The following is a 25,240-nucleotide window of genomic DNA, read 5'->3' on the forward strand; positions in this document are numbered from 1 at the left end:
GCACGTGAGCCTGCTTTCGATCGACAACCTCTCCGTCGTCATCGGCGGCCGCGTCGCCGCGCTCAGCAACGTCTCGTTCACCGTCGACGCCGGCGAGGTCGTCGGGCTGGTCGGGGAGAGCGGCGGCGGCAAGAGCATGGTCGGCCGGGCGATCGTCGGCATGCTGCCGACCGGCACGGTGGCGACCGGCCGGGTCGGCTTCGACGGCGTCGACGTGCTGACCATGTCCGCCGAGCGGCTGGCCCACCACCGCGGCCACGGCGCGGCGATGTGCTTCCAGAACCCGCGCGGCGCGCTCAGCCCGACCCGCACCGCGGGCCGGCAGCTGGTCGACCGGCTCCGGACCCATCAGGACATGGACGGCGAGCGGGCCAGCGAGTCGGCGCTGGAGCTGTTCGAAGCCGTCGGCATCCGCAGCGCCCGCCGCCGCCTCGGCGCCTACCCGCACGAGCTCTCCGGCGGTATGGCCCAGCGGGTGATGATCTCGCTCGCCACCGGGTGTGCGCCGCGCCTGCTCATCGCCGACGAGCCGACCACGGGCCTCGACGTCACGCTGACCGCCGAGATCCTGCGCCAGTTCCGCCACGCCGCCGACACCGACGGCCGCGGCGTGCTGCTGATCTCCCACGACATCAACGCGATCGCGGCCGTGTGCGACCGCATCGTGGTCCTCTACGCCGGCACCGTCGCCGAGACCGGCCCCGCCCGCCAGGTGCTGACCGCCCCGGCGCACCCGTACACCCGGGCGCTGCTGCGTTCGGTGCCGGACCTCGACGGCCGGCCCGTGGTGGTGACGCCCGGCGCGATGCCGCTGCTGCGCGAGGCGCCGGCCGCGTGCCCCTTCGCGCCGCGCTGCGCGCACGCCGAGGACGACTGCCGGGCCTCCCGTCCGCGGCTGACGGAGCAGGGCCGGCAGTGGACAGCGGCCTGCTTCCACCCGCTGCACGACGCCGTCGAGGCGGGGCAGGCGACCGACGTCACGGTCGGCGCGCCCGCGCGGCGGGCCGCGACGACCGCGGATGCCGAGCCCGTGCTCGTCGTGGACGACGCGCACGTGGTCTACAAGAGCCGGTTCGGCCGTGGCGGCCACCACGCGCTGCGCGGGGTCAGCCTCACCGTCGCCAAGGGCGAGCGGATCGGCGTCGTCGGCGAGAGCGGGTGCGGCAAGTCCACCCTCGCCCGGCTCATCGTGGGGCTCGCCAAGCCGACCGGCGGCCGCGTCACGGCCGCCCGCAGCGCGCTGGTCTTCCAGGACCCGATCGGCTCGCTCAGCCCGCGCCGCAGCGTCGAGGACGCGATCGGCGAACCGCTGCGCGCGCTCGGCATCCCGGCCGCGGAGCGGGCCGCCCGGGCGGCCGCCGTGCTCGACCGGATGGAGCTGGACCGCTCGATCCTCGCCCGCCGGCCGCACGAGCTCAGCGGAGGGCAGGCGCAGCGGGTCGGCATCGCCCGCGCGCTCGTCGCCGAGCCGGACCTGATCGTCTTCGACGAGCCGACGTCGGCGCTGGACGTGACCGTGCAGGCGCAGATCCTCGCGGTGATCGACGAGGTCGCCTCCGACTTCACCGCCGACCGCTCGCACGGCTCGGTGTTCATCTCGCACGACCTCGCCACCGTCCGCGGGTTCGCCGACCGGGTCGTCGTGCTCTACCTCGGCCGGATCGTCGAGGAGGGGCCGGTCGAGGAGGTCTTCACGCGGCCGCGGCACCCCTACACGCGGGCGTTGCTGTCGCGCGGTGTGGCCCTGGTCCGCGACCTGGAGGAGGCCGACGCGGCGACCGGGTGCGCGCTCGCGGCCCGGTGCCCGTTCGTCACCGACCGGTGCCGCGGCGAGGACCAGCAGTTGCAGCAGTACGGGGAGAGCCGGGCCGCCTGCTGGCGGGTGCCGGAGATTGGGGAGTTGCTGTGAGCCTCAGGCTGGCCGTCGACATCGGCGGTACGTTCGTCGACGCGATGGAGCTGGACACCCGGACCAACGAGGTACGGTTCCGCAAGGCGTCGACGACCCCGGCCCGCCCGGCCGACGGCGTGCTCGCCGCGGTGGCCGCGCTCGGCACGGATCTGTCCGATGTGGAGCTGTTCATCCACGGCACCACGCTGGGCCTCAACGCGGTGCTGGAGCGCCGCGGCGCGGCGACCGGCATCATCACCAACGAGGGCTTCCGGGACGTGTTCCTGATCGGGCGTGGCAACGTGCCGTCCGACCACATGTACGACTTCCAGTACGAGCGCCCGGCGAGCCTGGTGAAGCGCCGGCACACGGCCGGGGTGCGGGGGCGGCTGGACTACAAGGGCCGCGTGGTCGAGGAGCTCGACGCCGGCTCGGTGCTGGCCGCCGCCCGCGAGCTGGTCGAGGTGCAGGGCGTGCGGTCGATCGCCATCTGCTTCCTGCACGCGTTCCTCGACCCGTCGCACGAGCGCGCCGCGGCGGCCCTCATCCGCGAGCGGTACCCCGACGTCAGCCTCTCCCTGTCGACCGACATCGCGCGGGAGTACCGCGAGTACGAGCGCACCAGCACCACCGTGCTGGAGGCGTACATCCGCCCGATCTTCGAGCGCTACGTCGACGAGCTGGAGCGGGGGCTGGCCGACGGCGGCTTCGCCGGGCGCTTCCTCATCATGCGCTCCGGCGGCGGCTCGATGACCAGCGAGGCGGCCAAGCGCTCGCCGACCCACACCGTCCTGAGCGGACCTGCCGGCGGCATCGTCGGCGCCGCCTACCTCGCCGGCGCGCTGGGCCGCGACAGCCTCCTCACCTTCGACATCGGGGGCACGTCGCTCGACGCCTGCGTCATCGAGCAGGGCAGTGCGGTGGCCGCCCACGAGGCGCAGCTGGAGCACTTCCCGCTGCTGATCCCGACGTACGACATCCGCACCATCGGCGCGGGCGGCGGCTCGATCGCCTGGCTCGACCGGGGCCTGCTCAAGGTCGGCCCGCAGAGCGCGGGCGCCGACCCCGGCCCGGTCTGCTACGGCCGCGGCGGCACCCGCCCGACGGTCACCGACGCGGCCGTCGCGCTCGGCTACGTCGACCCCGACCGGTTCCTCGGCGGTGAGATGGGACTGCAGGCCGACGCGGCCCGCAAGGCCCTCGACGAGCAGGTGGCCGGGCCGCTCGGGCTGCCGGTCGAGGCGGCGGCCGCGGGCATCTTCGACGTGCTGCTCGCGCGCACCGTCGGCGCGGTCCGCCAGATCACCGTGGAGCGCGGCCGGGACCCGCGGCAGTTCTCGCTGCTCGCCTTCGGCGGCGCCGGGCCGCTGCTGGCGCCGCTGCTCGCCCGGGAGATGGGCATCGCGGAGGTCGTCGTGCCGTTCGCGCCGTCGGGCTTCTCGGCGTGGGGCATGCTCAGCGCCGATATCGAGGACAACTTCAGCCGTACGCTGATGACGCCGCTCGACGAGGTCGAGCCGTCCGCGGTCGAGGCGACCTTCGCCGAGGTCGAGGCCGAGGCGCTGGCGTCGCTGAGCGCGCAAGGCGTGCCCGCGCAGCTGGCGGTCCTGCAGCGGCAGCTGGAGCTGCGCTACCTCGGGCAGGAGCACAGCCTCACGGTCACGATCGGTCGCGACACCCTCGACGCCGAAGCCGTGCGGGCCGCCTTCCAGGAGCTGCACACCGCCCGGTACGGCCACGCGATGGCCAACCGCCTGCAGATCCTGAACCTGCGGCTGCGCGCGGTGGGCCGCACGGCGAGCCCGACGCTGGTCGAGCCGCCGCCGGGCGACGGCAACCCCGCCCGGGCCCTGCTCGGACGCCGGGACGCATTCGACTTCGGCGCCCGCGCGGTCGTGCCGTTCGACGTCTACGACCGGGCCCTGCTCGCGCCGGGCGACGCGTTCGACGGCCCGGCGCTGGTTGACGAGGGCACCTCGACGACGGTGGTCCCCTCGGGCCAGCGGGTGTCGGTCGACGAGCACGGCTACCTCCTGGTGCGTGCGGCATGACCCAGTTGGACGGTGCCACCGCCGAGGTCGTGCGCTCCTACCTGCTCGCCGCGGCCGAGGAGATGCGCGCGACGCTCATCCGCACCTCGTTCAACCCGGTCATCTACGAGGTCCACGACTTCGGGCTCTCGCTGTACGACGCCGACCTGCGCCTGGTGGCCGAGGCGACCGGGCTGACGTTCTTCCTCGGCGCCAACGACTTCTCGCTGCGCAAGGGCGTGGAGTACGTCGGCCGGGAGAACCTGCACCCGGGCGACGTCGTGCTGCTCAACTACCCGTACTGGAACGCCGCGCACGCCTACGACGCGACGCTGTTCGCCCCGGTGTTCGAGCCCGGCGGGCCGCTGCTGGGCTTCCTGTGCGTCCGGGCGCACTGGATGGACCTCGGCGCCAAGGACCCCGGCTACGTGCTCGACTCCACCGACGTACACCAGGAAGGCATTCTGTTCCCGGGCACCAAGGTCGTGTCGCGCGGCGAGCCGGTCCGCGAGATCCACGAGCTGATCCGGTTCAACTCGCGCATGCCCGACGAGGTGATGGGCGACCTGCACGCCCAGATCGCCGCGCTGCGCACCGGCGAGCGCCGCCTGCTGGAGATCGTCGAGAAGTTCGGCCGGCCGACCGTCGAGGCGACGGTCGAGCGGATGATCGCCGACGGCGCCGCCCGCACCCGCTCGGCCCTGGCCGCGCTGCCGCAGGGCTCCTGGACCGCCGAGGACCTGCTCGACAACGACGGCATCACCGACGAGCCGATCCAGATGAAGGTGACCGTCACGATCGCCGATGACACGTTCACGGTCGACTTCGCCGGGTCGTCGCCGGCCGTGGCCGGGCCGGTCAACATGCCCTACGGTGCGACCGAGGCGATCTGCAAGGTCATCCTCAAGTCGCTGACCTCGGCGGACCAGCCCTCCAACGCCGGCACCGTCGCGCCGCTGGTGGTGAAGGCTGAGCCGGGGACGCTGTTTCACGCCGTGTACCCGCAGCCGACGTTCACGCTGTGGACCGGCATCGTCGCGGTCGAGCTGATCCTCAAGGCGCTGGCGCAGGGCATGCCCGACCGGCTGCCGGCCTCCTCGGGCGGCGACGTGCCCGGGTTCATGATGGTTGGCATCCACCCCGACACCGGCGCGCTGTTCGCCGTCTCCAACAACGAGCCCGTCGGCTGGGGCGGCACGCCGCACCACGATGGCATGAACGCCGCCACCCACGTCTCGGGCAGCACCGGGCGGATCACGCCGATCGAGGTGCTGGAGGCGAGGACCGGGATGTTCTTCGAGCGGATGGAGATCCGCACCGACTCTGGCGGGGCCGGCCGGTTCCGGGGCGGGGCGGGCCTGCGCCGGGACATCCGGTTCGTCACGCCGGGGGAGTTCCTGTCGGTCATCAAGAAGACCAAGGCCCGGCCGTGGGCGCTGTCCGGCGGGCGGTCCCCGGAGCCGAACCGGGTGATCATCTTCCCGGGTACCGACCGGGAGCAGGCGGTCAGCACGAAGCGCACCGCCGTCGCCGTCGGTGACCGGGTCACGCTGCTGACCGCCGGGGGCGGCGGGCACGGCGAACCGCGCGAGCGCGACCCGGACCTGGTGCGCGAGGACGTGGCCGAGGGGTACGTGTCGCCGGAGCAGGCCCGCGAGGTCTACGGGGTGGAGGATGCCTGAGGTCGACGGCGCCACCGCCGAGGTGGTGCGCAGCTACCTCGTGGCCGCGGCCGAGGAGATGCGCGCCGCGCTCGTACGCACCGCGTTCAACCCGGTCATCTACGAGGTCCACGACTTCGGTATCTCGATCTACGACGCCGGCCTGCGCCTGGTCGCCGAGTCGACGGGGCTGTCGCGCTTCCTCGGCGCCAACGACTACTCGATCCGCAAGGGTGTGGAGTACGTCGGCCGGGACACGCTGCGGCCGGGCGACATCGTGCTGCTCAACTACCCGTACTGGAACGCCGCGCACGCCTACGACGCGACGCTGTTCGCGCCCGTGTTCGTCGACGACGCGCTCGTGGCCTTTCTCTGCGTCCGGGCCCACTGGATGGACCTCGGCGCCAAGGACCCCGGCTACGTGCTCGACTCCACCGACGTACACCAGGAGGGTCTGCTGTTCCCGGGCACCCGCGTGTTCGCGGGCGGCGAGCCGGTCCGGGAGATCCTCGAGCTGATCCGCTTCAACTCGCGCATGCCCGACGCGGTGCTCGGCGACCTGCACGCCCAGGTGGCGTGCCTGCGCACCGGCGAGCGGCGGGTCGCCGAGCTGTTCGCCACCTATGGCCGGGAAACCGTGGACGCGGTGGTCGACGCCGTCGTCGCCGCCGCCGAGGCGTCCGCCCGGGAGGCCGTCGACGCCCTGCCACAGGGCTCGTGGACGGCCGAGGACTGGCTCGACGACGACGGGATCACCGACGACCCGATCCTGATGCGGGTCACCGTGACGATCGCCGGCGGCACGTTCACCGTCGACTTCGCCGGCTCGTCGCCGGCCGTGCCGGGCCCGGTCAACCTGCCCCTCGGCGCGACGATCGCCACGTGCCGGGTGGCGTTCAAGGCGATCACCACGCCGACCGAGCAGACGAACGCGGGCCACTTCGCGCCGCTGGTCGTCCGGGCCGAGCCGGGCACGCTCTTCCACGCCGTCTACCCGGCCGCGACGTTCACCCAATGGACCGGCACCGTCGCGCTGGAGCTGATCTACAAGGCGCTGGCGCAGGGCATGGGCGGCCGGCTGCCGGCCTCGTCGGGCGGTGACGTGCCCGGGTTCATGATGGTCGGCGTCCACCCCGACACCCGCGCGCTGTTCGCGGTGTCCAACAACGAGCCGGTCGGCTGGGGCGGGACGCCCGGTCACGACGGCATCGGGCCGGCCAACCACCCGTGTCAGACCCAGGCCCGGATCACGCCGGTCGAGGTGCTCGAGGCGAAGACCGGCATGTTCTTCGAGCGGATGGAGATCCGCACCGACTCGGGCGGGGCCGGCCGGTTCCGCGGCGGACCGGGGCTGCGCCGGGACATCCGGTTCGTGACCCCGGGCGAGTTCCTGTCGGTGATCAAGAAGACGAAGTCCCGGCCGTGGGCGATCGACGGCGGCGCGGCCCCCGAGGCCAACCGCGTCGTGATCTTCCCCGGCACCGCGCGGGAGCGCGCCGTGAGCACCAGGCGCACGACCGTCGCGGCCGGCGACCGGGTGACGGTGCTGACCGCCGGCGGCGGGGGACACGGTGACCCCGCCCTGCGCCATCCGGACGCGGTCCGCGAGGACGTGGCCGACGGCTACGTCTCCGCCGACGCCGCCCGCACGATCTACGGAGTAGAACCATGAGCCTGCTGCTGGAGAACTGCACGGTCGTCGACGCGCGGATCGAGCCGGTCGAGGACGCCGCCGTCTGGGTGGTCGGCGAGCGGATCGCCGCCGTCGGCCCCCGCGAGCGGGTGCTGGCCGAGGCCGGCGGCGACGCGACCCGCATCGACCTCGACGGCGCCTGGATCACCCCGGGCCTGGCCAACATGCACACCCACCTGTCGCTCACCCTGCCGGGCGCCGCCGGTGACCGGCTCAAGCAGATGGGCCCGCACGAGCTCGCGCTCTACATGGCCGACGGCGCCCGCCGTACCCTCCACTGTGGAGTGACGACGGTCCGCTGCGTCGCCGAGAAGGACCATGCCGACTTCGCGCTGCGCCGCTCGATCGAGGCCGGCCGCACGCCCGGACCGCGGATCTTCACCGCCGGCCGCGCCCTGGTGTGCACCGGCGGGCACGGCCACGAGAGCAGCGACACCCTCGAGTGCGACGGCGCCGACGGGTTCCGGCGCGGGGTACGCGAGCAGGTCAAGGCCGGCGCGGACCTGATCAAGGTGATGATCTCCGGCGGCATCGCCGGCCAGCACGAGTCGATCGACACCCGCCAGCTGCACCCCGACGAGCTGGCGGCGGTCCTGAAGACCGCGCACGACTGGGGGCGGCGGGTCACGGCCCACGCCGGCCCGGCGCCGGTCATCACGGAGGCGGTCGAACTGGGCCTCGACTGTGTCGAGCACGGCTACGAGCTGACCGCGGAACTGGCCGCACTCATGGCCGAGCGCGGCACCGCCCTCGTGCCGACCCTGCTCGTCACCCGGTGCAAGGCGTTCTTCGACGAGCTGGGCGTCCCGGAGTGGATGCAGCGGCGGTCGCTGGGCGCGGGCGAGCGGCACCTCAAGAGCTACGAGCTCGCCGTCGACGCCGGGGTGGAGGTGCTGCTGGGCAGCGACATGCCGCCGTTCTGGCCGTTCGAGGGCACCAACGCGACCGTCCGCGAGCTGGAGCACATGTCGGCCGTCGTCGGGCCGCAGCGGGCGCTCTACGCCGGCACGCTCGGGCCGGTGCGCTGGCTGCGGGCCGAGCAGGACCTGGGCACGGTCGAGCCGGGCAAGCTGGCCGACCTGATCGCGATGGACCGGGACCCGGCCGCGGACACCTCGGCGTTCCGCGGCGTGCGATGGGTGATGAAGGGGGGCGCCGTGGTGCGCGACGACCGGGCCGGGGTGCGGCCGTGACCGCCGGTGTGGAGATCGCCGCCGCGATCGACGACATGTATGCCGCGTTCCTCGCCGGCGACCGGGCCCGCTTCGACGCCCACCTCGACGCGGATGTCACCACCTGGGAGACGCACCTGCCGGGGCCGCTGCGCACCCGGGCCGAGCTGGACGAGTACCGCGACACCCGCGACGCCGCCGGCCGGCGTCCGGTGCTGGCCGAGATGGTCGCCCGCGCGAAGCGCATCGACGTGTGGGGCGACGTCGGCGTGGCCCGCTACGAGCTGCACTGCCGCGGCGAGGACGACGCGTCCGTCACCCGCGTCACCGACGTGCTGCGCCGCACCGGCGACGGCTGGCTGATCGTCCACCACCACGCCGAGCTGGTGCGGCCGTGAAACGCCTCGTCGCCCACCGCGACGGCGAGCCGCTCGACGTGCTCGCCGTCGCCGACGTGCCGGACGACCCGGAGCCGGGCCAGGGCCTGGTCACCGTCGCGGTCGAGGCGGTCGGCCTCAACTTCCTCGACGTGATGCTGTGCCGCGGGACGTACCCGGTGCGGCCGGACCCTCCGGTCACCCCCGGGGTCGAGTTCAGCGGGCAGGTCCTGACCGGGCCCGACGCCGGCCGCGCGGTGATCGGGTGCCCGGCGCTGCCGCACGGCGCCCTCGGCGAGACCGTCACCATCGACGCCGGCCTGCTCGTGCCGCGGCCCGCCGCGCTCGACCCGGTGATCGCCGCGGGCATCCCGGTGACGTACCAGACCGCGTGGTTCAGCCTGGAGCGCGCCGGAGTGTCCGCAGGGGACACCGTGCTGGTGCACGCCGGGGCCGGCGGGGTCGGGATCGCGGCCACCCAGCTCGCGGTCGCCCGCGGCGCGCGGGTGATCTGCACCGCCGGCGGCCCGGCGAAGACCGAGGCGTGCCGCGCCAACGGCGCCGCCGTCGCGATCGACTACCACACCGAGGACTTCGTCCGGGCCGTCGACGCCGCCACCGGCGGCGCCGGGGCCGACGTCGTGATCGACCCCGTCGGCGGGGACGTGTTCGCCCGCTCGCTGGACTGCCTCGCCTTCGAGGGGCGCCTCGTCGCCGTCGGCGCCGCGGCCGGGCCGCCACCCGCCGTCGACCCGATGCGCCTCGTCGCCCGCAACGCCACCCTCGTCGGCCTGTCGTGGGGCTCGGCCTACCCGTGGCGCCGGCCCGACGAGGTCGCCGCCGCATACGCGGCGCTGTTCGCGCTGTGCGCCTCGGGCGCCGTCCGGCCGCCGGTCAACCGGGTCGAGCCGCTGGAGGGGGCGCCGGCGGCGCTGCAGGACCTGGCGGCCGGGCGTACCACCGGCAAGATCGTCGTCCGCATCGGAGGGTGAGGCATGTCCCAGGACAACGACATGGAGATCTACGACCTCAGAGTCACCGTCGAGCGCATCGAGGGCCGCTCGGTCTGCGGGATGGCGGTCGGTGACTGCTTCGAGCTGGAGCGCAGCGCCCATCTGCGGCTGCCCGACGGCAAGCACTTCTGCGTGTACGCCCTGGCGGCCGTCCTGCCGTTCCTGGCGGCCAAGCAGCGCGCGCTGCCGGCCGGTGACTGGCTGGAGCGCGACACCCTGTTCTGCTGCCCCGATCCGGAGGAGCGCCTGGTGATGCGGGTCGAGCGCACCCGCCTGCGCGGGATGCGGTCGGCGGATCTCACGTGAGTGCCCAGGCGCGGGTCGAGGTCGGGCTGGGCATCCAGAGCGACAAGCGGCCCGGCGACTACGCCCGCCTCGCCCGGGCGGCCGAGGCGCACGGCTTCGACGTGCTGACGGTCTTCGGCGACCTCATGTTCCAGCCGCCGATCTTCCCGCTGCTGGAGATGGCCGGCGCCACCTCCCGGGTCCGGCTCGGCGCCGCCTGCCTCAACCCGTACTCCATGGCGCCCTACGAGATCGCCGGGCAGGTCGCCGCGCTCGACCTCGCATCGGCCGGCCGCGCCTACCTCGGGCTGGCCCGTGGCACCTGGCTCGGCGCGGTCGGGATCGACCAGCGCCGGCCGATCGCCGCGCTCGGCGAGGCGGCCGAGGTCGTCTACCGCCTCCTCGGCGGCCGGACCGACGGCTTCGACGGCCGGGTGTTCCAGCTCGCGCCGGGCGCCGCCCTGCGCTATCCGGTGCAGCGACCCGATCCGCCGCTGCTGATCGGCGCCTGGGGCCCGCAGGGCGCGGCGCTCGCCGGCCGGATCGCGTCCGAGATCAAGGTGGGCGGCAGCGCCAACCCGGCGATGGTCGGCGTCGTGCGCGAGCGGCTGCGGGCGGGCGCCGAACCGGCCGGCCGGTCGGTAGACGAGGTGCGGATCGTGCTCGGCGCGGTGACCGTGGTCGACCGCGACGGGGCCGCCGCCCGGGCCAAGGCCCGCACCGAGGTCGCGATGTACCTCGCGGTCGTCGCCGAGCTCGACCCGACCGCGGGCGTACCGGCGGATCTCGTGCGTCGCGTCGCCGACCTGGTCGACCAGGGTGAGGACGAGGCCGCCGGCCGGCTCGTGCCGGACGACGTGCTCGACCTCTTCGCGTTCTCCGGCACGCCGGAGCAGGTCGCCGCGCAGGCGCAGGCGTTGATCGACGCCGGCGTCGGGCGGGTGGAGTTCGGCACGCCGCACGGGCTGACCGACGAGGGCGGCGTGGACCTGCTCGGCGGCGCGGTGCTGCCCCTGCTGCGCCGGGAGGCGGCATGAACGTCGACGTGATCGTGGGTCCGGGCCTGGTCGCCGACCTCGATCTGGTGCGCGAGCTGGCCGAGGCCGAGTTCGCCGGGCTCGGGGTGGACGGCGCCGTCCGCGAGGCACACGACCTCGCGCCGGCGTTGGGGGAGACGACCGGCGCCGTCGTCGCGCTGCCCGGGCCAACGGCACCGGCCCGGCGGCTGATGACGGCGCCGGGCGCCCACTGCGCTCGGACCGTGTGGCTCGACCTCACCGCGACCGGGCCGCAACCCGTCGCGCCCGGGTCGGAGCATTACCAGGGCCGTGAGATCTGGGGCGTCACCTGGGCCGTGCGGCGGGCGGTGCACCGGCTGCGGCGCCCGGCCCGGCGGATCGCCTACGGGCCCGGCCCGGAGCAGTGGGGCGAGCTGCGGCTGCCCGCCGGCACCGGGCCGGCACCCGTCGCGGTGCTGCTGCACGGCGGCTTCTGGCGGTCGGTCTGGGGCGCCGACCTCATGGACGCGATGGCGATCGATCTGGCCGACCGCGGATTCGCCGCCTGGAACCTCGAGTACCGGCGTCCGGACCGCCACGGCTGGCCGGCGACGACCGCGGACGTCGCCGCGGGCCTCGCGTTCGCGGACGCCGCCGACCCGCGGGTCGATCCGTCGCGGCTGGTGCTGTTCGGTCACTCGGCCGGCGGGCAGCTCGCGGTGCGGGCGGCGGCCGACGCGCCCAGTGCGGTGTCGGTGGTTGTGTCGCAGGCGGGCGTGCTCGACCTGGCCGAGGGCGAGCGGCGCGGGATCGGTACCGGCGCGGTCGCCGCGGCGCTGCGCGGCGACGAGGCCGCGCTGGCGGCGGCGGACCCGCTGCTGCGGCTGCCGCTGGGCGTGCCGGTGGTCGTGGTCCAGGGCCGTGGCGACGGCCTGGATCTCGTCGACATGTCCCGCCGCTATGCCCGGGCCGCGCTGGCGGCCGGCGACCGGGTGGTCCGGCTGGAGCTGCCCGCCGACCACTTCGACGTGATCGACCCGCGCACACCGGCCTGGGCGGCGACGATGGACGCGGTCAACGAAATTTTGATGTGAGAGTGAACAACGATCATCAGAACAGGCGAGGGGTCACCACCGAGACCACGGTGGTGACCTCGTCGGTGTCGTTGTAGAGCCGGTGCGGGGTGCTGGAGCGCAGGTGCAGGCTGTCGCCGGGGAAGAGCCGGTGCTCGATGCCGTCGACCTCGTAGAGCAGCTCGCCCGACACCACGTAGGCGAACTCCTCGCCGGCGTGACCGTAGGCCTCCTCGCGGCGCCCGCCGGGGGCGATGTGCACGACCATCGGCTCGAGCACCAGGTGCGGGCCGCGGTCGGAGAGCATGCGGTAGGTGGTCTGGCCGGACACGTACTCGGTCGCGCCGTTCTGGGCGCGCATCAACGTGAAATGCTCCGGCAGGTCGTCGACCGGCACCTGCGGGGGTGCCGCCTGATCGTCGGCGTGGAAGAACTCGGAGACCGGGCGGTCCAGCGCCGCGGCCACGCCGTTGAGGGCGGTCAGTCCGATCGCCGAGATGCCCCGCTCGACCTGGGAGAGGAACCCGATGGACAGGCCGGACTGGGTGGCGAGGCCCCGCAGCGTCAGGCCGCGCTCCTTGCGGAACTGGCGCATCCGCGCCCCGACCAGCGCCTGCCCGTTGTTCTCGACGCGGTCCTGCCTTGCCGTCGTGCGCACCTTCGAACCTCCTGCCGAAACTTGTTCGATCCTATCGAACTTGGTCCGGCGGTGAGGACCCCCGAAAGTCCCCGATTCGCGGTCGTCCGTGCCACAGTTCGGGGTGTTCTTACGTACATCCGGACTCCGAACGGGCCTGCCGGGGCGCTGGCATCAAGCTTCGCTACCCTCCGCGCCGGATGTCCACTGTGGTATTTCGTCGGGTCTCGTCGGCGGCGAGCACCGGATGCTCGCCGCCGTGCACACTCACGGAAACTTGCTGCGCCAATCGGCGGCGGCACAGCAAACTACCACCACTTCACCGTCGCTCAGGCGGTCTGGGCTTGCGGCGCCACGACCGTCATATCCGACGGATGTCGAGGATGTGTAGTAGCGCGGCGCCGAATCGAATCACGGGGTCGCCGCCTCGCCGGGAGCGGTACGCGCTTCGGTGAGGCCCCACCGCTGATGCAGCCTTCGCAGCGGTGCCGGCGCCCACCAGTTGGCCGTGCCGGCCAGGTGCATGAAGGCCGGTACCAACAGCCCTCGGATGACGGTGGCGTCCATGACGATGGCCAGTGCCAGGCCGATGCCCATGAGCTTCATGAAGCTCATCCCGGCGACCGCGAACCCGGTGAAACTGACGGCCAGCACGGCGGCTGCGGCGGTGACCAGCGGGCCGGTCTTCTCCAGACCGGTGGCCACCGCCCGGGTGTTGTCGCCGATGTGGTCGTACTCCTCCTTGATACGGGAGAGCAGAAACACCTCGTAGTCGATGGACAGACCGAAGGCGATGCAGAACATGAGGATCGGCATGGCCACATCGAGCTGCCCGGTGGCCGTGAAGCCGAGGACGCCCGACAGGTGGCCATCCTGGAAGACCCACACCATCGCGCCGAACGTGGCGGTCAGCGACAGCAGGTTGAGCACGACAGCCTTGACCGGCACCAGAACACTGCCGAATGCGGCGAACAGCAATACCACCGTAGCCAGCCCGATGATGCCGAGGGCGATCGGCAGCCGGTCGTAGATGGCGGCCTTGGTGTCCACCAGCTCGGCGGCGCGGCCCTCGACCCCGAACGCGAAGGGGGCATCAAGATCCCGCAGGTCCCTGACCAGGTCCTCACCCGCGGCGGAGCGTAGCGGCACCGAGGGAGTGACGGTCAGCCACGTGCCGGCCTCGGCCTGTTGCACCGCTACCGCCGCTACGCCGTGGACGTTTCGGACATCGTCCGCGAAACCGGTCGCGTCGTCGGCCGCCACGCCGGGCAGGACGATCGCGAACTGGTCGCTGTGGTTGCCGGTGAACTGGGTGGCCAGCGCGTCGGCCACCTGCCGGGCCTCGCTGGACGGCGGCAGGGCCTGGTAGGACGGCAGGCCGGGGTTGACCCTGAGGAACGGGGCGCCGATCAGCAGGAGCATGAAGACCACACCGGTCGCCACCGGCACGGGCCGGCGCATGACCAGGCTGGACAGGCGGTGCCAGAACCGGCGCCGGTCGCGCCGGCGCCGTAGCGACCAGGTGTTGACTCGAGGACCCAGGACGGCCAGCAGCGCCGGCAGGCTGAGCAGCGAGCCGGCCGCGGCAACGACGACAACAGCGATGCCGGCGTAAGCGAACGACCTGAGGAAGTACAGGGGAAACACCAGCAGCGCCGACAGCGAGGCCGCCACCGTCAGCGCCGAGACGGCCACGGTTCGCCCGGCGGTTTCGACGGTACGGACGACCGCCTCGTCGCTCGACCGGCCGGCGACCAGCTCCTCACGGAACCGGGTCACGATGAACAGCGAGTAGTCGATGGCCAGAGCGAAGCTGAGGCCGGTGGTGAGGTTGATCGAATAGGCCGATACGTCGGTCACTCGGGAGATGGCGAACAGGACCAGGAAAGCGCCGGTCACGGACACCGTCGCAACGGCCAGCGGGAGCGCGGCGGCCACCACGCCCGCGAACACGAGGACCAGCAGCGCCAGCGTGACCGGGACGGCAAGGCTTTCGGCCCGGATCAGGTCGGTGTCCAGTTGATCCCCGATGGCGACGTCGATCGCCGCGGCCCCACCCACGCCGACGGTGATCGGGCCGTGGGTTCCGGCGTACCGGTCGCGGATCGCAACGACCGCGTCCTTGACGTCGCCGGCGGTGCCGGCGAGGTCGAGCACGATCAGAGCCGCGGACCCGTCGGTCGAGCGCAGTGTCGCTCGCCGCGGGTCGCCGTCGCCCAACGACCAGTAGGAGCTGACGGAGGCGACATGCCCATCGGCCCGCACCGAGTCGGTGAGGCGGGTGGCCGCCTCGGTGACGGCCGGATCGTCCACGTCGTCGGTGTCGGCACCACCACCGGCGGCCTGCACGAGCAGGATGGCCTCATGCTTGCGCACGCCGAGGTCGTCTTCGAGGAACTGCCGGGCGCGGTACGACTCTGAGCCGGGGTCGCTGAGGCCGGCGCCGTCGAGGGCACCGAACACGCCGACCCCGCCGGCGCCGGCGGCGACGATGAACAGGACGGTGAATGCCAGCACCAGCCGGCGCCGGCGCACGGCGAGATGTCCGAGTCGGGTGAACATGACGAGCCTCCAGCTGCCGGGGTCGCGGATCGGCCCATCGTGCGCTGCGGGAGCGGCGGCCACATCGATCTGCGGACCGTTTCCGGGTACGGCCCACCGACCGGTCCGACCGGTACCACGGGACGGTGCCAGTGGCAGCGGATTGGTCGTACGCTGCTGCAGTGGATCAGGTGACGTTGCGGTCATGGGGCGGCGCGTTCGCCACCGGGCTCGTGTTCCCGCTGGCGGCGCTCGTGGCGGCGATCCTTGTCCTCGCCACCGCGCCGCTGTCGGCCGGCTTGGCGGTCGGTGTGGTCGCCTCGCTGGTCCCGTGGGCCATCGTGGCCGGCGATGTGCGCATCGGGCCCTGGTCCATGGCGTTCGCCGGCGTCGTCGTCCCCGGCGTCGTCGTCGTTGCCGGCCATGCCCCTGGCGGCGCCTTCCTCGCACTGCTGGGGATGGGGTGGCTGGCCGCGACCGGCGAGTCGGTGGGCGCGGAGATCATGGCGACCGTCATCGCGGTGGTGGTTCTTCCGGTCCTCATCCCGATCGTGGAGGGCGCCGACTGGAGCGAAGAGCGCGAGGTGATCGGTTTCTTCGCCACCGGCGGACTGATCGCATGGTGTTTCGGCCGCGTGCTGCGGCGCGAGCGGCAGCTCACCGCCGCCCTGCGGGAGGCGCAGGGCCGCCTGGACGACGCGGCCGCGGCTCGGGAGCGCCAGCGGATCGCCCGCGATGTCCACGACGTGGTCGGTCACAGTCTGACGGTGATGCTCCTGAATGTCGCCGGGGCCCAGCGGGTGCTCTCCAGGAATCCAGCCGCTGCGGCCGAGGCGCTCGAGCGAGCCGAGCAGGCCGGCCGCAGCAGTCTGCAGAACGTGCGGGCCATCGTCGGGCTCCTGCGGGCACCGGGCGAAAGTGGGACCGAGTCGCCACAGCCGCGTGCCGCCGACATCGCCGCTCTGGTACAGACCGCGGCCACGGCCGGGCTGCCCGTGCGGGCCGCGGTGACCGGCGACCTCGCGGCCATTGGTCCCTATGCCGGCCTCGCTGCCTACCGGTTGGTACAGGAAGCGCTCAGCAACGCCGAACACCATGCCCCTGGCGCCGACGTCGTCGTGCGGGTGGCGGCTGATGACGCAGAGAACCTGGTCGTTTCGGTCCGCAACGGGCCGTCGCCGGTGCCACTGGGCCGCGGCGGCCGGAACGAGCGCGGCGGGACGGGTTTGGACGGCCTGCGCCAGCGCCTCGCGGCCCTCGGCGGCGCGTTCTCGGCGGGACCCGACGACGACGGCTGGCTGGTCGAGGGGGCGATTCCTCTGCAACACCTACGACCGGCCACCACTGAGGACGGCCGATGATCCGGCTCCTGCTCGTCGACGACCAAGAGCTCGTACGGGCCGGCCTGCGCCTGATCTTCTCAGCCGAGGAGCACCTCGAGATCGTCGGCGAGGCGTCCAACGGGCGGGCGGGTGTCGAGGCGGCCGAGTCGTTGAGCCCGGACGTCGTACTGATGGACGTCCGCATGCCGGTGCTCGACGGCATCGAGGCGACCCGCGAACTGGTAGGCGGAGCGGCCGATGATCGCGGTCCAAGGGTACTGGCGCTCACCACGTTCGAGGACGACGAGGCCCTGTGGGGCATCCTCGAGGCCGGGGCGGCCGGATTCGTGCTGAAGGACGCCCCAGCCAACGACCTCGTCAGCGCCGTCGGCATCACCGCCCGCGGCGGCGTGTGGCTCGATCCCCGCGTCGCCAACCGAGTCATGGGCACCCTCCGGCGGCGGCCTGGCGCTCCCGGCCCGACCCGCTCGGTCGAGCCGTTGAGCGACCGCGAACTGGAGGTGCTCCGCCTGGTGGCCTCCGGGGCCAACAACGCCGAAATCGCGGAAGGGCTCTTCCTGGCCGAGCGCACCGTCAAGGGCCACATCTCGGCCATCTTCCTCAAGCTCGGGGTCCGCGACCGCGCCGCGGCCATCATCCGCGCCTACGACGCCGGGATCGTCGTGCCCCGCTGCTGATGGGCTCCGGCCAGAGGCCAGCTGTTGATTGGCCCCTCAAGTCTCGATCATCGGCTGCATAAGCTCGGTCCCATGTCGCTGCACGTGCACGTGACCTGGATCGGTGTGCCGGCGGCGACCGTGGCCGAGGCGAGCGGGAGGGTTCCCGGCGCGGCGATCAGCTGTATCCGTACGGGCTGGGCGAGCCAGGTGTAGCCGTCGTTGGAGAGGTAGTACAGGACGTGCTCGGACCCGACGGTGGAGGTCGACGCGGCGAGCGTGCCGTCGGCCGCCGCGAGGGCAGGCCGCGCAGGAGCGGCGACGGTCGGAGCGGCGACGAGAACGGCCAGCACCAAGGATATGCATTGAAGCTGAGCAATGAAGGCGGGCTCGGACAGATCGCGCATCGGTGGGGACGCCGGGGTCCCGCATGGGCAGGACCCCGGCGGTTACGACCATGACTGGTTCAGCCGCATGTCAAGGCAGGTTCCACTTCTGGGTCGCGCCGCTGTTGCAGTCCCTGATCTGCAGCTGGGTGCCGGAACCGCCGCCCCCGTTGTCGTCCAGGCATCTGCCGGATTGCGGGTTGACCAGCGAACCGTCGGACTGTCCCCGCCATTGCTGGGCACCGGTCTGGTTGCAGGTGTACAGCTGCACCGGGGTGCCGTTGGCTGTGGAGCCTCCGCTGACATCCAGGCACTTGCCCATGGCGTGCAAAGTGCCGTCCGTGATGACCGCCCACTGCTGGGACAGTGTGCCGTTGCAGGTGTAGAGTTGGATCGGGGTGCTGTCGGCGTTGGTGCCGTTGCGGACATCTACGCACAGGCCCTGGTAGCCGGTGATCAGGCCGGTGTGGGCCTTCGGCGACGTGGCCTGGCAGCCCCAGGTGTAGGGCCCGGAGCCCGAACTCGCGCTGAAGGCGGCCGCGTTGTGGGGGTACTGCCGCTGGCACGCGTCGTCCATGTTGATGGAGATGTGCGAACCGGTGTAGGTGACGCAGCGCCAGTCGCTGCTCGTCGTGCCGTCGAGGCTGGCCCCCGCGTGACCGATCGACTGGCAGTATCCCTGCAGGTCGACTCCGCCGAGCTGGGTGTAGGCCGGCGCCGTGTTCAGTGTGACGGTGACGGAGGTGGTGCCGGCGGGCAGGGCGACGACGCCGTTGGCGTTGTCGACGGTGCCGGCGCTGGCGGAGGCGATGTTGCCGATGAACTCCGGCACGCTGAACTGGACACCGCCGGAGGGGGCGTTTCCGGACATGGTCAGGGTGACGCTGGACCCTGAGGCGCTGATCGTCGCGCCGGCGCGGCCGCCGGCGATCGGGTAGTTGCTGACGCTCACCGACCGGCCGCTTCGCAGCCACTCGGTGGGCACGCCGCGGCCGACGATGACCGATCCGTTGGACTTCTCGGCGATCAGCGAGTCCAGGAGCACCTTGGAGTTGTTGGCCTGGCCCCACATGTGCGGGCCGGAGCCGGTGCCGGATGTGGCGTGGGTTCCGGGCGACCAGTTGGTGGTGGCGGCCGACGGGATGCCCTCCCACCACGAGTACGGCGCGCTCTGCGCATTTTGGATCATGAAGAGGTAGTCGTAGATGCCCTCGGCCCGGTAGCGGGTCGAGCTCAGTCCGGCCGAACCGTAGCCGGCGTTGTAGGCGGTGCTGTAGCCGTTGTATCCGCCGTAGGTGTGCGCCGGCAGTCCGGAGTTGTAGGCGAACCCGTAGTCGTAGGTTGCGTCGATCATGCTCGTCATGGGCCCGCTCGGGCTGCCGCCCCACAGCTGGCCGTCCCAGGACCAGCGACCGAACAGGAACGTCGAGGCCCAGTTGGCGTTGCCCGGCTGGCCGCAGGCGTTGGCGGAGTTGGGGACGTCCATCGCGCAGGGCAGGTAGGACAGGTGGTTGGCGGAGATGGTGGCGTTGAGCTTGGCGTTCACGGCGGCCAGCAGCGTCTGGTACTGGCTCGCCGCCCAGTTGGCCTCGGCGGTGTTGCCCAGCCTGGTGGCGATGTACTTGTAGGTCAGCAGGCCCATCAGCGCGGATTCGTTGTCGAGGGTCCAGTAGCCGTCGGAGTCGATGGCGTTGGAGAGCTTCATGATGCCGCCGGGGCCGGTGGCGTTGGCGGCAATGGCGTGCGCGTTCTGCTGGATTTTGGCGAAGCTCTGCTGGACGAAGGCTGTGTTGCCGGTCTTCTCCAGGTAGACGGCCCAGGGCCAGCTGTACTTGTACAGCGCGTCGGGGTACTCGTTGTAGAGCAGGGTCTGCAGGTAGCTCGTGGCGTTGGAAAGGTCGCCCTGGTCGAACAGGTTGGTCATGATCCCGACGAGGTCGTGGTCGTACAGCCGGTCGTAGCCGTTCTCGCCGACGTTGAGGTTGTTCCCGTCCTTGATGATGTTGGTGTAGATGTAGCCGGCCTTGTAGGCGTTGGCGATCTGCGGATCCGGCGCCGATATCTGGGCGATCTGCGCGAGTTTGCCGTCCCAGTAGGACGTCATGTGGGCGTAGTGCGTGTCGTACCCACCGGCCCCGGTCAGCGCGGTGTTTGAGGGCCAGGCGTAGCTGCCGCCGAACTTGTCGATCGCGATCACGTAGTCGAAGTTGACGGTCCGTCCGGCCGCGACGGTCGTCGGCGGGCTGTTCAGGGGCAGCAGCGCCGAGGACGGGGCCGGGTTCTCCGCGTGTGAGACCGAGTCGTGGTTGGCGATCGTCACCCGGGAGTAGGCGGCGACGAAGCGGTTGCCGCCGATGGTCACCTCATCTGCGAAGTTGGTGATGGTGACCGTGCAGTTGTCCCGCTCGAACTGCGTGGTCAGCGCCGGGTAGTAGCCCCCGGCGTTGAACCACTGGAGGCGGGAGGGGTTGTTGTAGATCCCGAAGCCGACGGTGATGTTCTTGCCGGCCCGGATGTCGAAGCTGCCGTCGCGGTGTGCGATGGCGGCATCCAGGTCGCCGTCCCAGCCGATGACTCCGCTGTCGACCTGGGTGGTGCTGGCCACGGCCGGAGCCGAGCGCGCGATCTGCACGCCGAGGCCGACGGCGGCGAGCGCTGCGGACAGCACCACCGCCAGCCAGCCTCGTGATCGATGCTTCCTCATCTTGACGTCCTCTCCGGCAAGGCGCCGCAGTCGGCTGGGAGTTTAGCGTTAAAGCGCTCGATGTTACGGATGGACGTCATCGTGATTGCCGCCGCGTTGCGCTGTCAACCCTCACCTGCTGTGGATTCATGCCATGTGCGGACGGATCACATGTTGGTAACACTGGATTGACAGACGGGCGAGACGCGTACACGGTTTTAGCGTTAAAACCAGCCGTCGAAGGAGTGCAGGATGCATCGATACGCGAGTCGCCGGGCGGTCGCCGTCGTCGCCATAGGAGTGCTGGGCATCGGTGGCTGCAGCGCGGAGGGCGGCAATGAAGCCCCACCGGCGGCGGCCGACCGTGGCCCGATCACCCTGGCCACGGGCAAGGACACCACCGGCACGATGCAGGCGCAGCTGGACCGGTGGAACGCCGAGCACCCGAACGAGAAGGTGACCCTGGTCGAGCTGCCGGAAAGTGCCGACCAGCAGCGCCAGCAGTTCATCCAGAACGCCCGGACGAAGTCGGACGCGTACACGGTGGTCAACCTGGACGTGGTGTGGGTGGCCGAGTTCGCCGCCAACCGGTGGATCGACGAGTTGCCCGCCGACAAGGTGCCCGTCGACAAGATGATTCCCGCGGTCGTGGATACCGCCAAATACTTCAACAAGCTCTACGCCGTGCCCTATACGACCAACGGCGGCCTGCTGTTCTACCGCAAGGACCTCCTCGACGCCGCGGGCGCTGCGGCGCCGACGACGTGGGCGCAGCTGAAGGACGCCTGCGCCAAGGTCAAGGCGCTACCGGAGGGCAAGGACCTGTCCTGCTACGCGGGACAGTTCGACAAATACGAGGGCCTCACCGTCAACTTCGCCGAGGCGGTCGACTCGGCGGGCGGCGCGATCGTCGACGCCAACGGCAAGCCGACGGTCAACACCAGCGAGGCCAAGCAGGGCCTCGGGTTTCTCGCCGACTCGTTCAAGGACGGCACGATCGCCAAGTCGGCGATCTCGTTCAAGGAGGAGGACGGCCGGCGGGAGTTCCAGGCCGGGAAGCTCATCTTCCACCGGCAGTGGCCGTACGAGTGGGACCTGGCCAACAAGACCGACGGCTCCAGCAAGGTCGCCGGCAAGTTCGCCGTGGCCCCGCTGCCGGGCCTGAGCGGCCCGGGCAAGTCGAGCCTCGGCGGCCTTGACCTGGCCATCAGCGCCTTCGGCAAGCACAAGGCGACCGCGCTGGACTTCATCAGCTTCTTCGCCGGCGAAGACAACGCCCGCAAGAACCTGGAGGCGACGTCGAACGCGCCCGCCTACGCCTCCCTCTACCAGGACACCGGGCTGCAGCAGAAATACCCGTACCTGGACACGCTGCGGCAGTCGATCCTCAACGCCGCGCCGCGGCCCAAGGTCGTTTCCTACGGCGATGTCACCGCGGTGATCCAGGAGAACGCCTACGCCGCCATCACCGGCGCCAAGCCCGTCGACACCGCCCTGGCCGACATGCAGGCCGGCCTCGACAAGGCGGTTGCCACCAAGTGACGTCGACCCTGTCACTGTCCCGCCCGGTGCCGCCGACCATCGGCCGGCGGCACCGGGCGCGAACCCGGCGCCTCGCCGCGCTGCTCGTCTCACCGGCTCTGCTGGTGCTGGCGCTCGTCGTCGGCTACCCGATCCTCGCCGCCGTGCGCATGTCGTTCCAGGTGTCCAGCGACCACATCGACCCGCAGACCGGCTTCAAGGTCACCGGCACCACGACCGGCCTGGCCAACTACGCGATCACCAACGGCCGGTTCGTCACCGCGCTGTGGAACACCACGACGTTCACCGTGGTGTCGGTCGCCATCGAGGTCGTCATCGGCGTCGCAATGGCGCTGATCATGAACCGCGGCCTGCGCGGTCGGGGCATGGTCCGCTCGTCGATCCTGGTGCCCTGGGCGATCCCGACCGTCGTGTCCGCCCTGCTGTGGCGGTGGATCTTCGCACCGTCCGGGGTGGCGAACGCGGTCCTGTCCGCCGACGTCGTGTGGACCGGCGACGGCATCTCCTCCTGGACCGCCGTCGTCGTGGCCGACACGTGGAAAACCGCGCCGTTCATCGGCCTGCTCACCCTGGCCGGTCTGCAGGCCATTCCCCGAGAGGTCTACGAGGCGGCACGCGTCGACGGCAGCTCTGCGGTCTCGACCTTCTGGCGGATCACCCTGCCGCTGGTCCGCCCGGTCCTCGTCGTCGCGGTGCTGTTCCGGCTGCTGGACGTGCTGCGAATGTTCGACCTGCCCTATGTGCTGGTCGGGCCGCACAAGGGCTCGGTGGAGACCCTGTCGATGCTTGCCTACGACGAGATGACCAACCTGCGATTCGGGCCCGCCGCCGCCTACGCGACCGTCCTGTTCCTCTACGTCATGACCATCGCGTTCGTCTTCGTCCGGATCTTCGGCGCGGACGTCACCAACCGGGGTGCCTCGTGAAACGGATACCACAGTTCGCCGCGACCGGCGGCCTGATCGCCTACTGCCTGCTGCCATTCGCCTGGATGGTCATCTCCAGCCTGCGCCGCCCGGCCGACCAGTTCTCCAACGATCCGCTGCCCCTGCCGCCGTCGCTGGACAACTACCGCGCGGCCTTCGACCCGGCCAACGGGTTCGCCAAGGCACTGGTCAACAGCCTCGTCGTGGCCGGCGTCACCACCGTCGTCGTGGTGGCCGTCGCGGCGCTGATGGCCTACGCCATCGCCCGGCTGGAGTTCCCGTTCAAAGGCGTCATCCTGGGCTTCATCATCGCCACGGCGATGTTCCCCGGCATCACCATCCTGGTCCCGATGCTCGAGGTCATCATCAAACTCGACTGGATCAACACGTACCAGGCGATGGTCCTGCCCACGATCAGCTTCGCCCTGCCGCTGGCGGTGTGGGCGCTGACCGCATACTTCCGGCAGCTGCCGGTCGAGCTCGAGCAGGCCGCCCAGGTCGACGGCTGCGGACCCCTGGAAGCGTTCTACCGCATCATGCTCCCGCTCGCCGCACCGGGCGTGTTCACCACGGCGATCCTGGCCTTCATCGCCTCCTGGAACGAGTTCATGGTGGCCGCCAGCGTCGTCAACCGCAAGGACACCATGACCGCGAACGTCATCCTGTCGCTGTTCACCGGCCAGTACGGCTTCGATCAGCCGTTCGGCACCCAGATGGCGGCCGGCACCGTCGTCACCGTCCCGCTGGTCGTGCTCGTGCTCGTCTGCCAGCGCCGCATCGTCGACGGCCTCACCGCGGGAGGCGTCAAATGAACCCGTGGTGGCAGTCCGCCGTCATCTACCAGATCTACGTCCGCAGCTTCGCCGACACCAATGGCGACGGCGTGGGCGACCTCGGCGGCGTCCGGAGCCGGCTGCCGTACCTGCGCGAGCTCGGCGTGGACGGCGTGTGGCTCACCCCGTTCTACCGATCGCCGATGCGCGACGGCGGCTACGACATCACCGACCACCGCGACGTCGACCCGATGTTCGGCACGCTCGCCGACTTCGACGCCCTGCTAGCCGAGACCCACGCGCTCGGCCTGCGGCTCATCGTCGACATGGTCCCCAACCACACCTCCGACACGCACCCGTGGTTCTCCTCACCGCACCGCCGCGAGCGGTACATCTTCCGGCCTGGCCGCGGCGACGGGCCGCCCAACGACTGGGAGTCGGTGTTCGGCGGCCCCGCCTGGAGCAAAGACCCGCACAGCGACGACTGGTACCTGCACCTGTTCGACGCGTCCCAGCCCGACCTCGACTGGGACGACCCGGCCGTGCGGCAGGAATACGCCGCGGTCCTGCGGTTCTGGCTCGACCGCGGCGTCGACGGCGTCCGCATCGACGTCGCCCACGGGCTCGTCAAGGCCCCCGGCCTGCCCGACGCCGGTCACGCCGGCCAGGACCACCGCGGCGGCATCCTGCCGTACTTCGACCAGGACGACGTCCACGAGGTGTACCGCGACTGGCGCAAGATCCTCGACTCCTACCCCGGGGACCGCATCGGCATCGCCGAGGCCTGGGCGCCCACCGCCGACCGCCTCGCCAACTACACCCGCCCGGACGAGCTGCACCAGGCGTTCAACTTCCCGTTCCTGCTCAGCCCCTGGCGGGCCGACGCGGTCCGGGCCGTCATCGACCAGACCATGCGCACCAACCCCGCACCCACCTGGGTGCTGTCCAACCACGATGTGCAACGCCACGTCACCAGGCTCGGCTCGCTCGACCGGGCCCGCGGCGCCACATTGCTCATGCTCGCGCTGCCCGGCTCCGCCTACCTCTACCAGGGCGAGGAGCTCGGCCTGCCCGAGGTCCTCGACCTGCCCGACGCCGCCCGGCAGGACCCCACTTGGTGGCGGTCCCAGGGTCGCGAACCCGGCCGGGACGGCTGCCGGGTGCCGCTGCCCTGGACCGGAGAGGCACCCGCGTTCGGGTTCAGCGCATCGGGCGCGACCTGGCTGCCGATCCCCCCGGACTGGCGGCCGCTGAGCGTCCAGGCGCAGCAGACGCCCGACTCGACGCTCACCATGTACCGGCGCGCACTGCACATCCGCCGCCGCATGACCGGTCCGCTGCACTGGCAGGACGCCCCGGACGGCGTGCTGGCCTTCACCCGCTCGGCGCTCACGTGCACGACGAACCTCACGGACCGCGACGTCGACGTCGTCCCGCCCGGCACCCTGCTGCTCGCCAGCACCGCGCTCGCCGCGGCCCGGCCGACCGGCGCGGTGTGCCTGCCGCCCGGCGCCACCGCCTGGTGGCACTAAACTGGCGGGACCACGCCGGTCTCGGAGG

General features: G+C 71.7%; 20 protein-coding genes. 16 read left to right on the forward strand and 4 right to left on the reverse strand.

Translation table 11 applies throughout. From position 1 onward, the window contains the following. Positions 1–4 precede the first annotated feature (4 nt). The 10 genes from AC6JBM_RS13950 to AC6JBM_RS13995 are packed head-to-tail and all read left to right on the forward strand — an operon-like array spanning position 5 to position 12,214. Positions 5–1,909, forward strand: a complete 1,905-nt coding sequence (locus tag AC6JBM_RS13950; RefSeq protein ID WP_497984031.1) for a dipeptide ABC transporter ATP-binding protein — start codon at positions 5–7, stop codon at positions 1,907–1,909. Next, positions 1,906–3,942 carry a hydantoinase/oxoprolinase family protein gene (locus AC6JBM_RS13955; protein WP_497984032.1) on the forward strand — a complete coding sequence of 679 codons (2,037 nt, stop codon included), beginning with the start codon at positions 1,906–1,908 and terminating at the stop codon, positions 3,940–3,942. Before AC6JBM_RS13950 ends, AC6JBM_RS13955 begins: the two co-directional genes overlap by 4 nt. Further along, complete coding sequence (locus AC6JBM_RS13960) at positions 3,939–5,603, forward strand: hydantoinase B/oxoprolinase family protein (RefSeq protein WP_497984033.1); 1,665 nt, start codon at positions 3,939–3,941, stop codon at positions 5,601–5,603. Before AC6JBM_RS13955 ends, AC6JBM_RS13960 begins: the two co-directional genes overlap by 4 nt. Further along, positions 5,596–7,254 carry a hydantoinase B/oxoprolinase family protein gene (locus AC6JBM_RS13965; RefSeq protein WP_497984034.1) on the forward strand — a complete coding sequence of 553 codons (1,659 nt, stop codon included), beginning with the start codon at positions 5,596–5,598 and terminating at the stop codon, positions 7,252–7,254. The genes AC6JBM_RS13960 and AC6JBM_RS13965 overlap by 8 nt, the downstream gene beginning before the upstream one ends. After that, positions 7,251–8,468 (forward strand): amidohydrolase family protein, encoded by a 1,218-nt coding sequence (locus AC6JBM_RS13970; protein WP_497984035.1) that lies wholly within the window; start codon positions 7,251–7,253, stop codon positions 8,466–8,468. Before AC6JBM_RS13965 ends, AC6JBM_RS13970 begins: the two co-directional genes overlap by 4 nt. Then, positions 8,465–8,845 (forward strand): nuclear transport factor 2 family protein, encoded by a 381-nt coding sequence (locus tag AC6JBM_RS13975; protein ID WP_497984036.1) that lies wholly within the window; start codon positions 8,465–8,467, stop codon positions 8,843–8,845. Before AC6JBM_RS13970 ends, AC6JBM_RS13975 begins: the two co-directional genes overlap by 4 nt. Then, entirely contained in the window at positions 8,842–9,816 is a 975-nt protein-coding gene (locus tag AC6JBM_RS13980; RefSeq protein ID WP_497984037.1) for an NADPH:quinone oxidoreductase family protein, read from the forward strand. The genes AC6JBM_RS13975 and AC6JBM_RS13980 overlap by 4 nt, the downstream gene beginning before the upstream one ends. Positions 9,817–9,819: 3 nt before the next feature. Continuing rightward, positions 9,820–10,143 (forward strand): TIGR04076 family protein, encoded by a 324-nt coding sequence (locus tag AC6JBM_RS13985; protein ID WP_497984038.1) that lies wholly within the window; start codon positions 9,820–9,822, stop codon positions 10,141–10,143. Next, positions 10,140–11,159, forward strand: a complete 1,020-nt coding sequence (locus AC6JBM_RS13990) for an LLM class flavin-dependent oxidoreductase (RefSeq protein ID WP_497984039.1) — start codon at positions 10,140–10,142, stop codon at positions 11,157–11,159. Before AC6JBM_RS13985 ends, AC6JBM_RS13990 begins: the two co-directional genes overlap by 4 nt. After that, the gene (locus tag AC6JBM_RS13995) at positions 11,156–12,214 is read left to right on the forward strand and encodes an alpha/beta hydrolase (RefSeq protein WP_497984040.1); all 1,059 of its coding nucleotides are present in this window, start codon (positions 11,156–11,158) and stop codon (positions 12,212–12,214) included. Before AC6JBM_RS13990 ends, AC6JBM_RS13995 begins: the two co-directional genes overlap by 4 nt. Positions 12,215–12,230: 16 nt before the next feature. On the opposite strand, the gene AC6JBM_RS14000 is transcribed toward AC6JBM_RS13995, so the two are convergent. Together AC6JBM_RS14000 and AC6JBM_RS14005 are read right to left on the reverse strand one after the other, a co-directional pair. After that, on the reverse strand, positions 12,231–12,851 hold the full coding sequence (locus tag AC6JBM_RS14000; protein ID WP_497984041.1) for a helix-turn-helix domain-containing protein: 621 nt from the start codon (positions 12,849–12,851) through the stop codon (positions 12,231–12,233). A gap of 390 nt (positions 12,852–13,241) precedes the next feature. Then, positions 13,242–15,392: an MMPL family transporter gene (locus AC6JBM_RS14005; protein WP_497984042.1), complete on the reverse strand. Its 2,151-nt coding sequence runs from the start codon at positions 15,390–15,392 to the stop codon at positions 13,242–13,244. 161 nt (positions 15,393–15,553) lie between these two features. Between AC6JBM_RS14005 and AC6JBM_RS14010 the strand changes: the two genes are divergently transcribed. Together AC6JBM_RS14010 and AC6JBM_RS14015 are read left to right on the forward strand one after the other, a co-directional pair. Beyond that, complete coding sequence (locus AC6JBM_RS14010) at positions 15,554–16,732, forward strand: sensor histidine kinase (protein ID WP_497984043.1); 1,179 nt, start codon at positions 15,554–15,556, stop codon at positions 16,730–16,732. After that, complete coding sequence (locus AC6JBM_RS14015; protein ID WP_497984044.1) at positions 16,729–17,391, forward strand: response regulator; 663 nt, start codon at positions 16,729–16,731, stop codon at positions 17,389–17,391. Before AC6JBM_RS14010 ends, AC6JBM_RS14015 begins: the two co-directional genes overlap by 4 nt. A 47-nt stretch (positions 17,392–17,438) precedes the next feature. Here the strand turns inward: AC6JBM_RS14015 and AC6JBM_RS14020 are convergent, their stop codons facing one another. Then, the gene (locus AC6JBM_RS14020) at positions 17,439–17,777 is read right to left on the reverse strand and encodes a hypothetical protein (RefSeq protein WP_497984045.1); all 339 of its coding nucleotides are present in this window, start codon (positions 17,775–17,777) and stop codon (positions 17,439–17,441) included. Between the two features lie 70 nt (positions 17,778–17,847). Continuing rightward, positions 17,848–20,460 (reverse strand): ricin-type beta-trefoil lectin domain protein, encoded by a 2,613-nt coding sequence (locus AC6JBM_RS14025; protein WP_497984046.1) that lies wholly within the window; start codon positions 20,458–20,460, stop codon positions 17,848–17,850. Positions 20,461–20,691: 231 nt separating this feature from the next. Between AC6JBM_RS14025 and AC6JBM_RS14030 the strand changes: the two genes are divergently transcribed. Genes AC6JBM_RS14030 through AC6JBM_RS14045 form a run of 4 tightly spaced genes read left to right on the forward strand, consistent with a single transcriptional unit; the run spans position 20,692 to position 25,212 of the window. Next, positions 20,692–21,981: an ABC transporter substrate-binding protein gene (locus tag AC6JBM_RS14030; protein ID WP_497984047.1), complete on the forward strand. Its 1,290-nt coding sequence runs from the start codon at positions 20,692–20,694 to the stop codon at positions 21,979–21,981. After that, complete coding sequence (locus AC6JBM_RS14035; RefSeq protein ID WP_497984048.1) at positions 21,978–22,907, forward strand: carbohydrate ABC transporter permease; 930 nt, start codon at positions 21,978–21,980, stop codon at positions 22,905–22,907. Before AC6JBM_RS14030 ends, AC6JBM_RS14035 begins: the two co-directional genes overlap by 4 nt. After that, the gene (locus AC6JBM_RS14040) at positions 22,904–23,719 is read left to right on the forward strand and encodes a carbohydrate ABC transporter permease (RefSeq protein ID WP_497984049.1); all 816 of its coding nucleotides are present in this window, start codon (positions 22,904–22,906) and stop codon (positions 23,717–23,719) included. The genes AC6JBM_RS14035 and AC6JBM_RS14040 overlap by 4 nt, the downstream gene beginning before the upstream one ends. Further along, complete coding sequence (locus tag AC6JBM_RS14045; RefSeq protein ID WP_497984050.1) at positions 23,716–25,212, forward strand: glycoside hydrolase family 13 protein; 1,497 nt, start codon at positions 23,716–23,718, stop codon at positions 25,210–25,212. Before AC6JBM_RS14040 ends, AC6JBM_RS14045 begins: the two co-directional genes overlap by 4 nt. Positions 25,213–25,240 lie beyond the last annotated feature (28 nt).

The sequence above is a fragment of the Dactylosporangium thailandense genome (genome assembly GCF_059739745.1).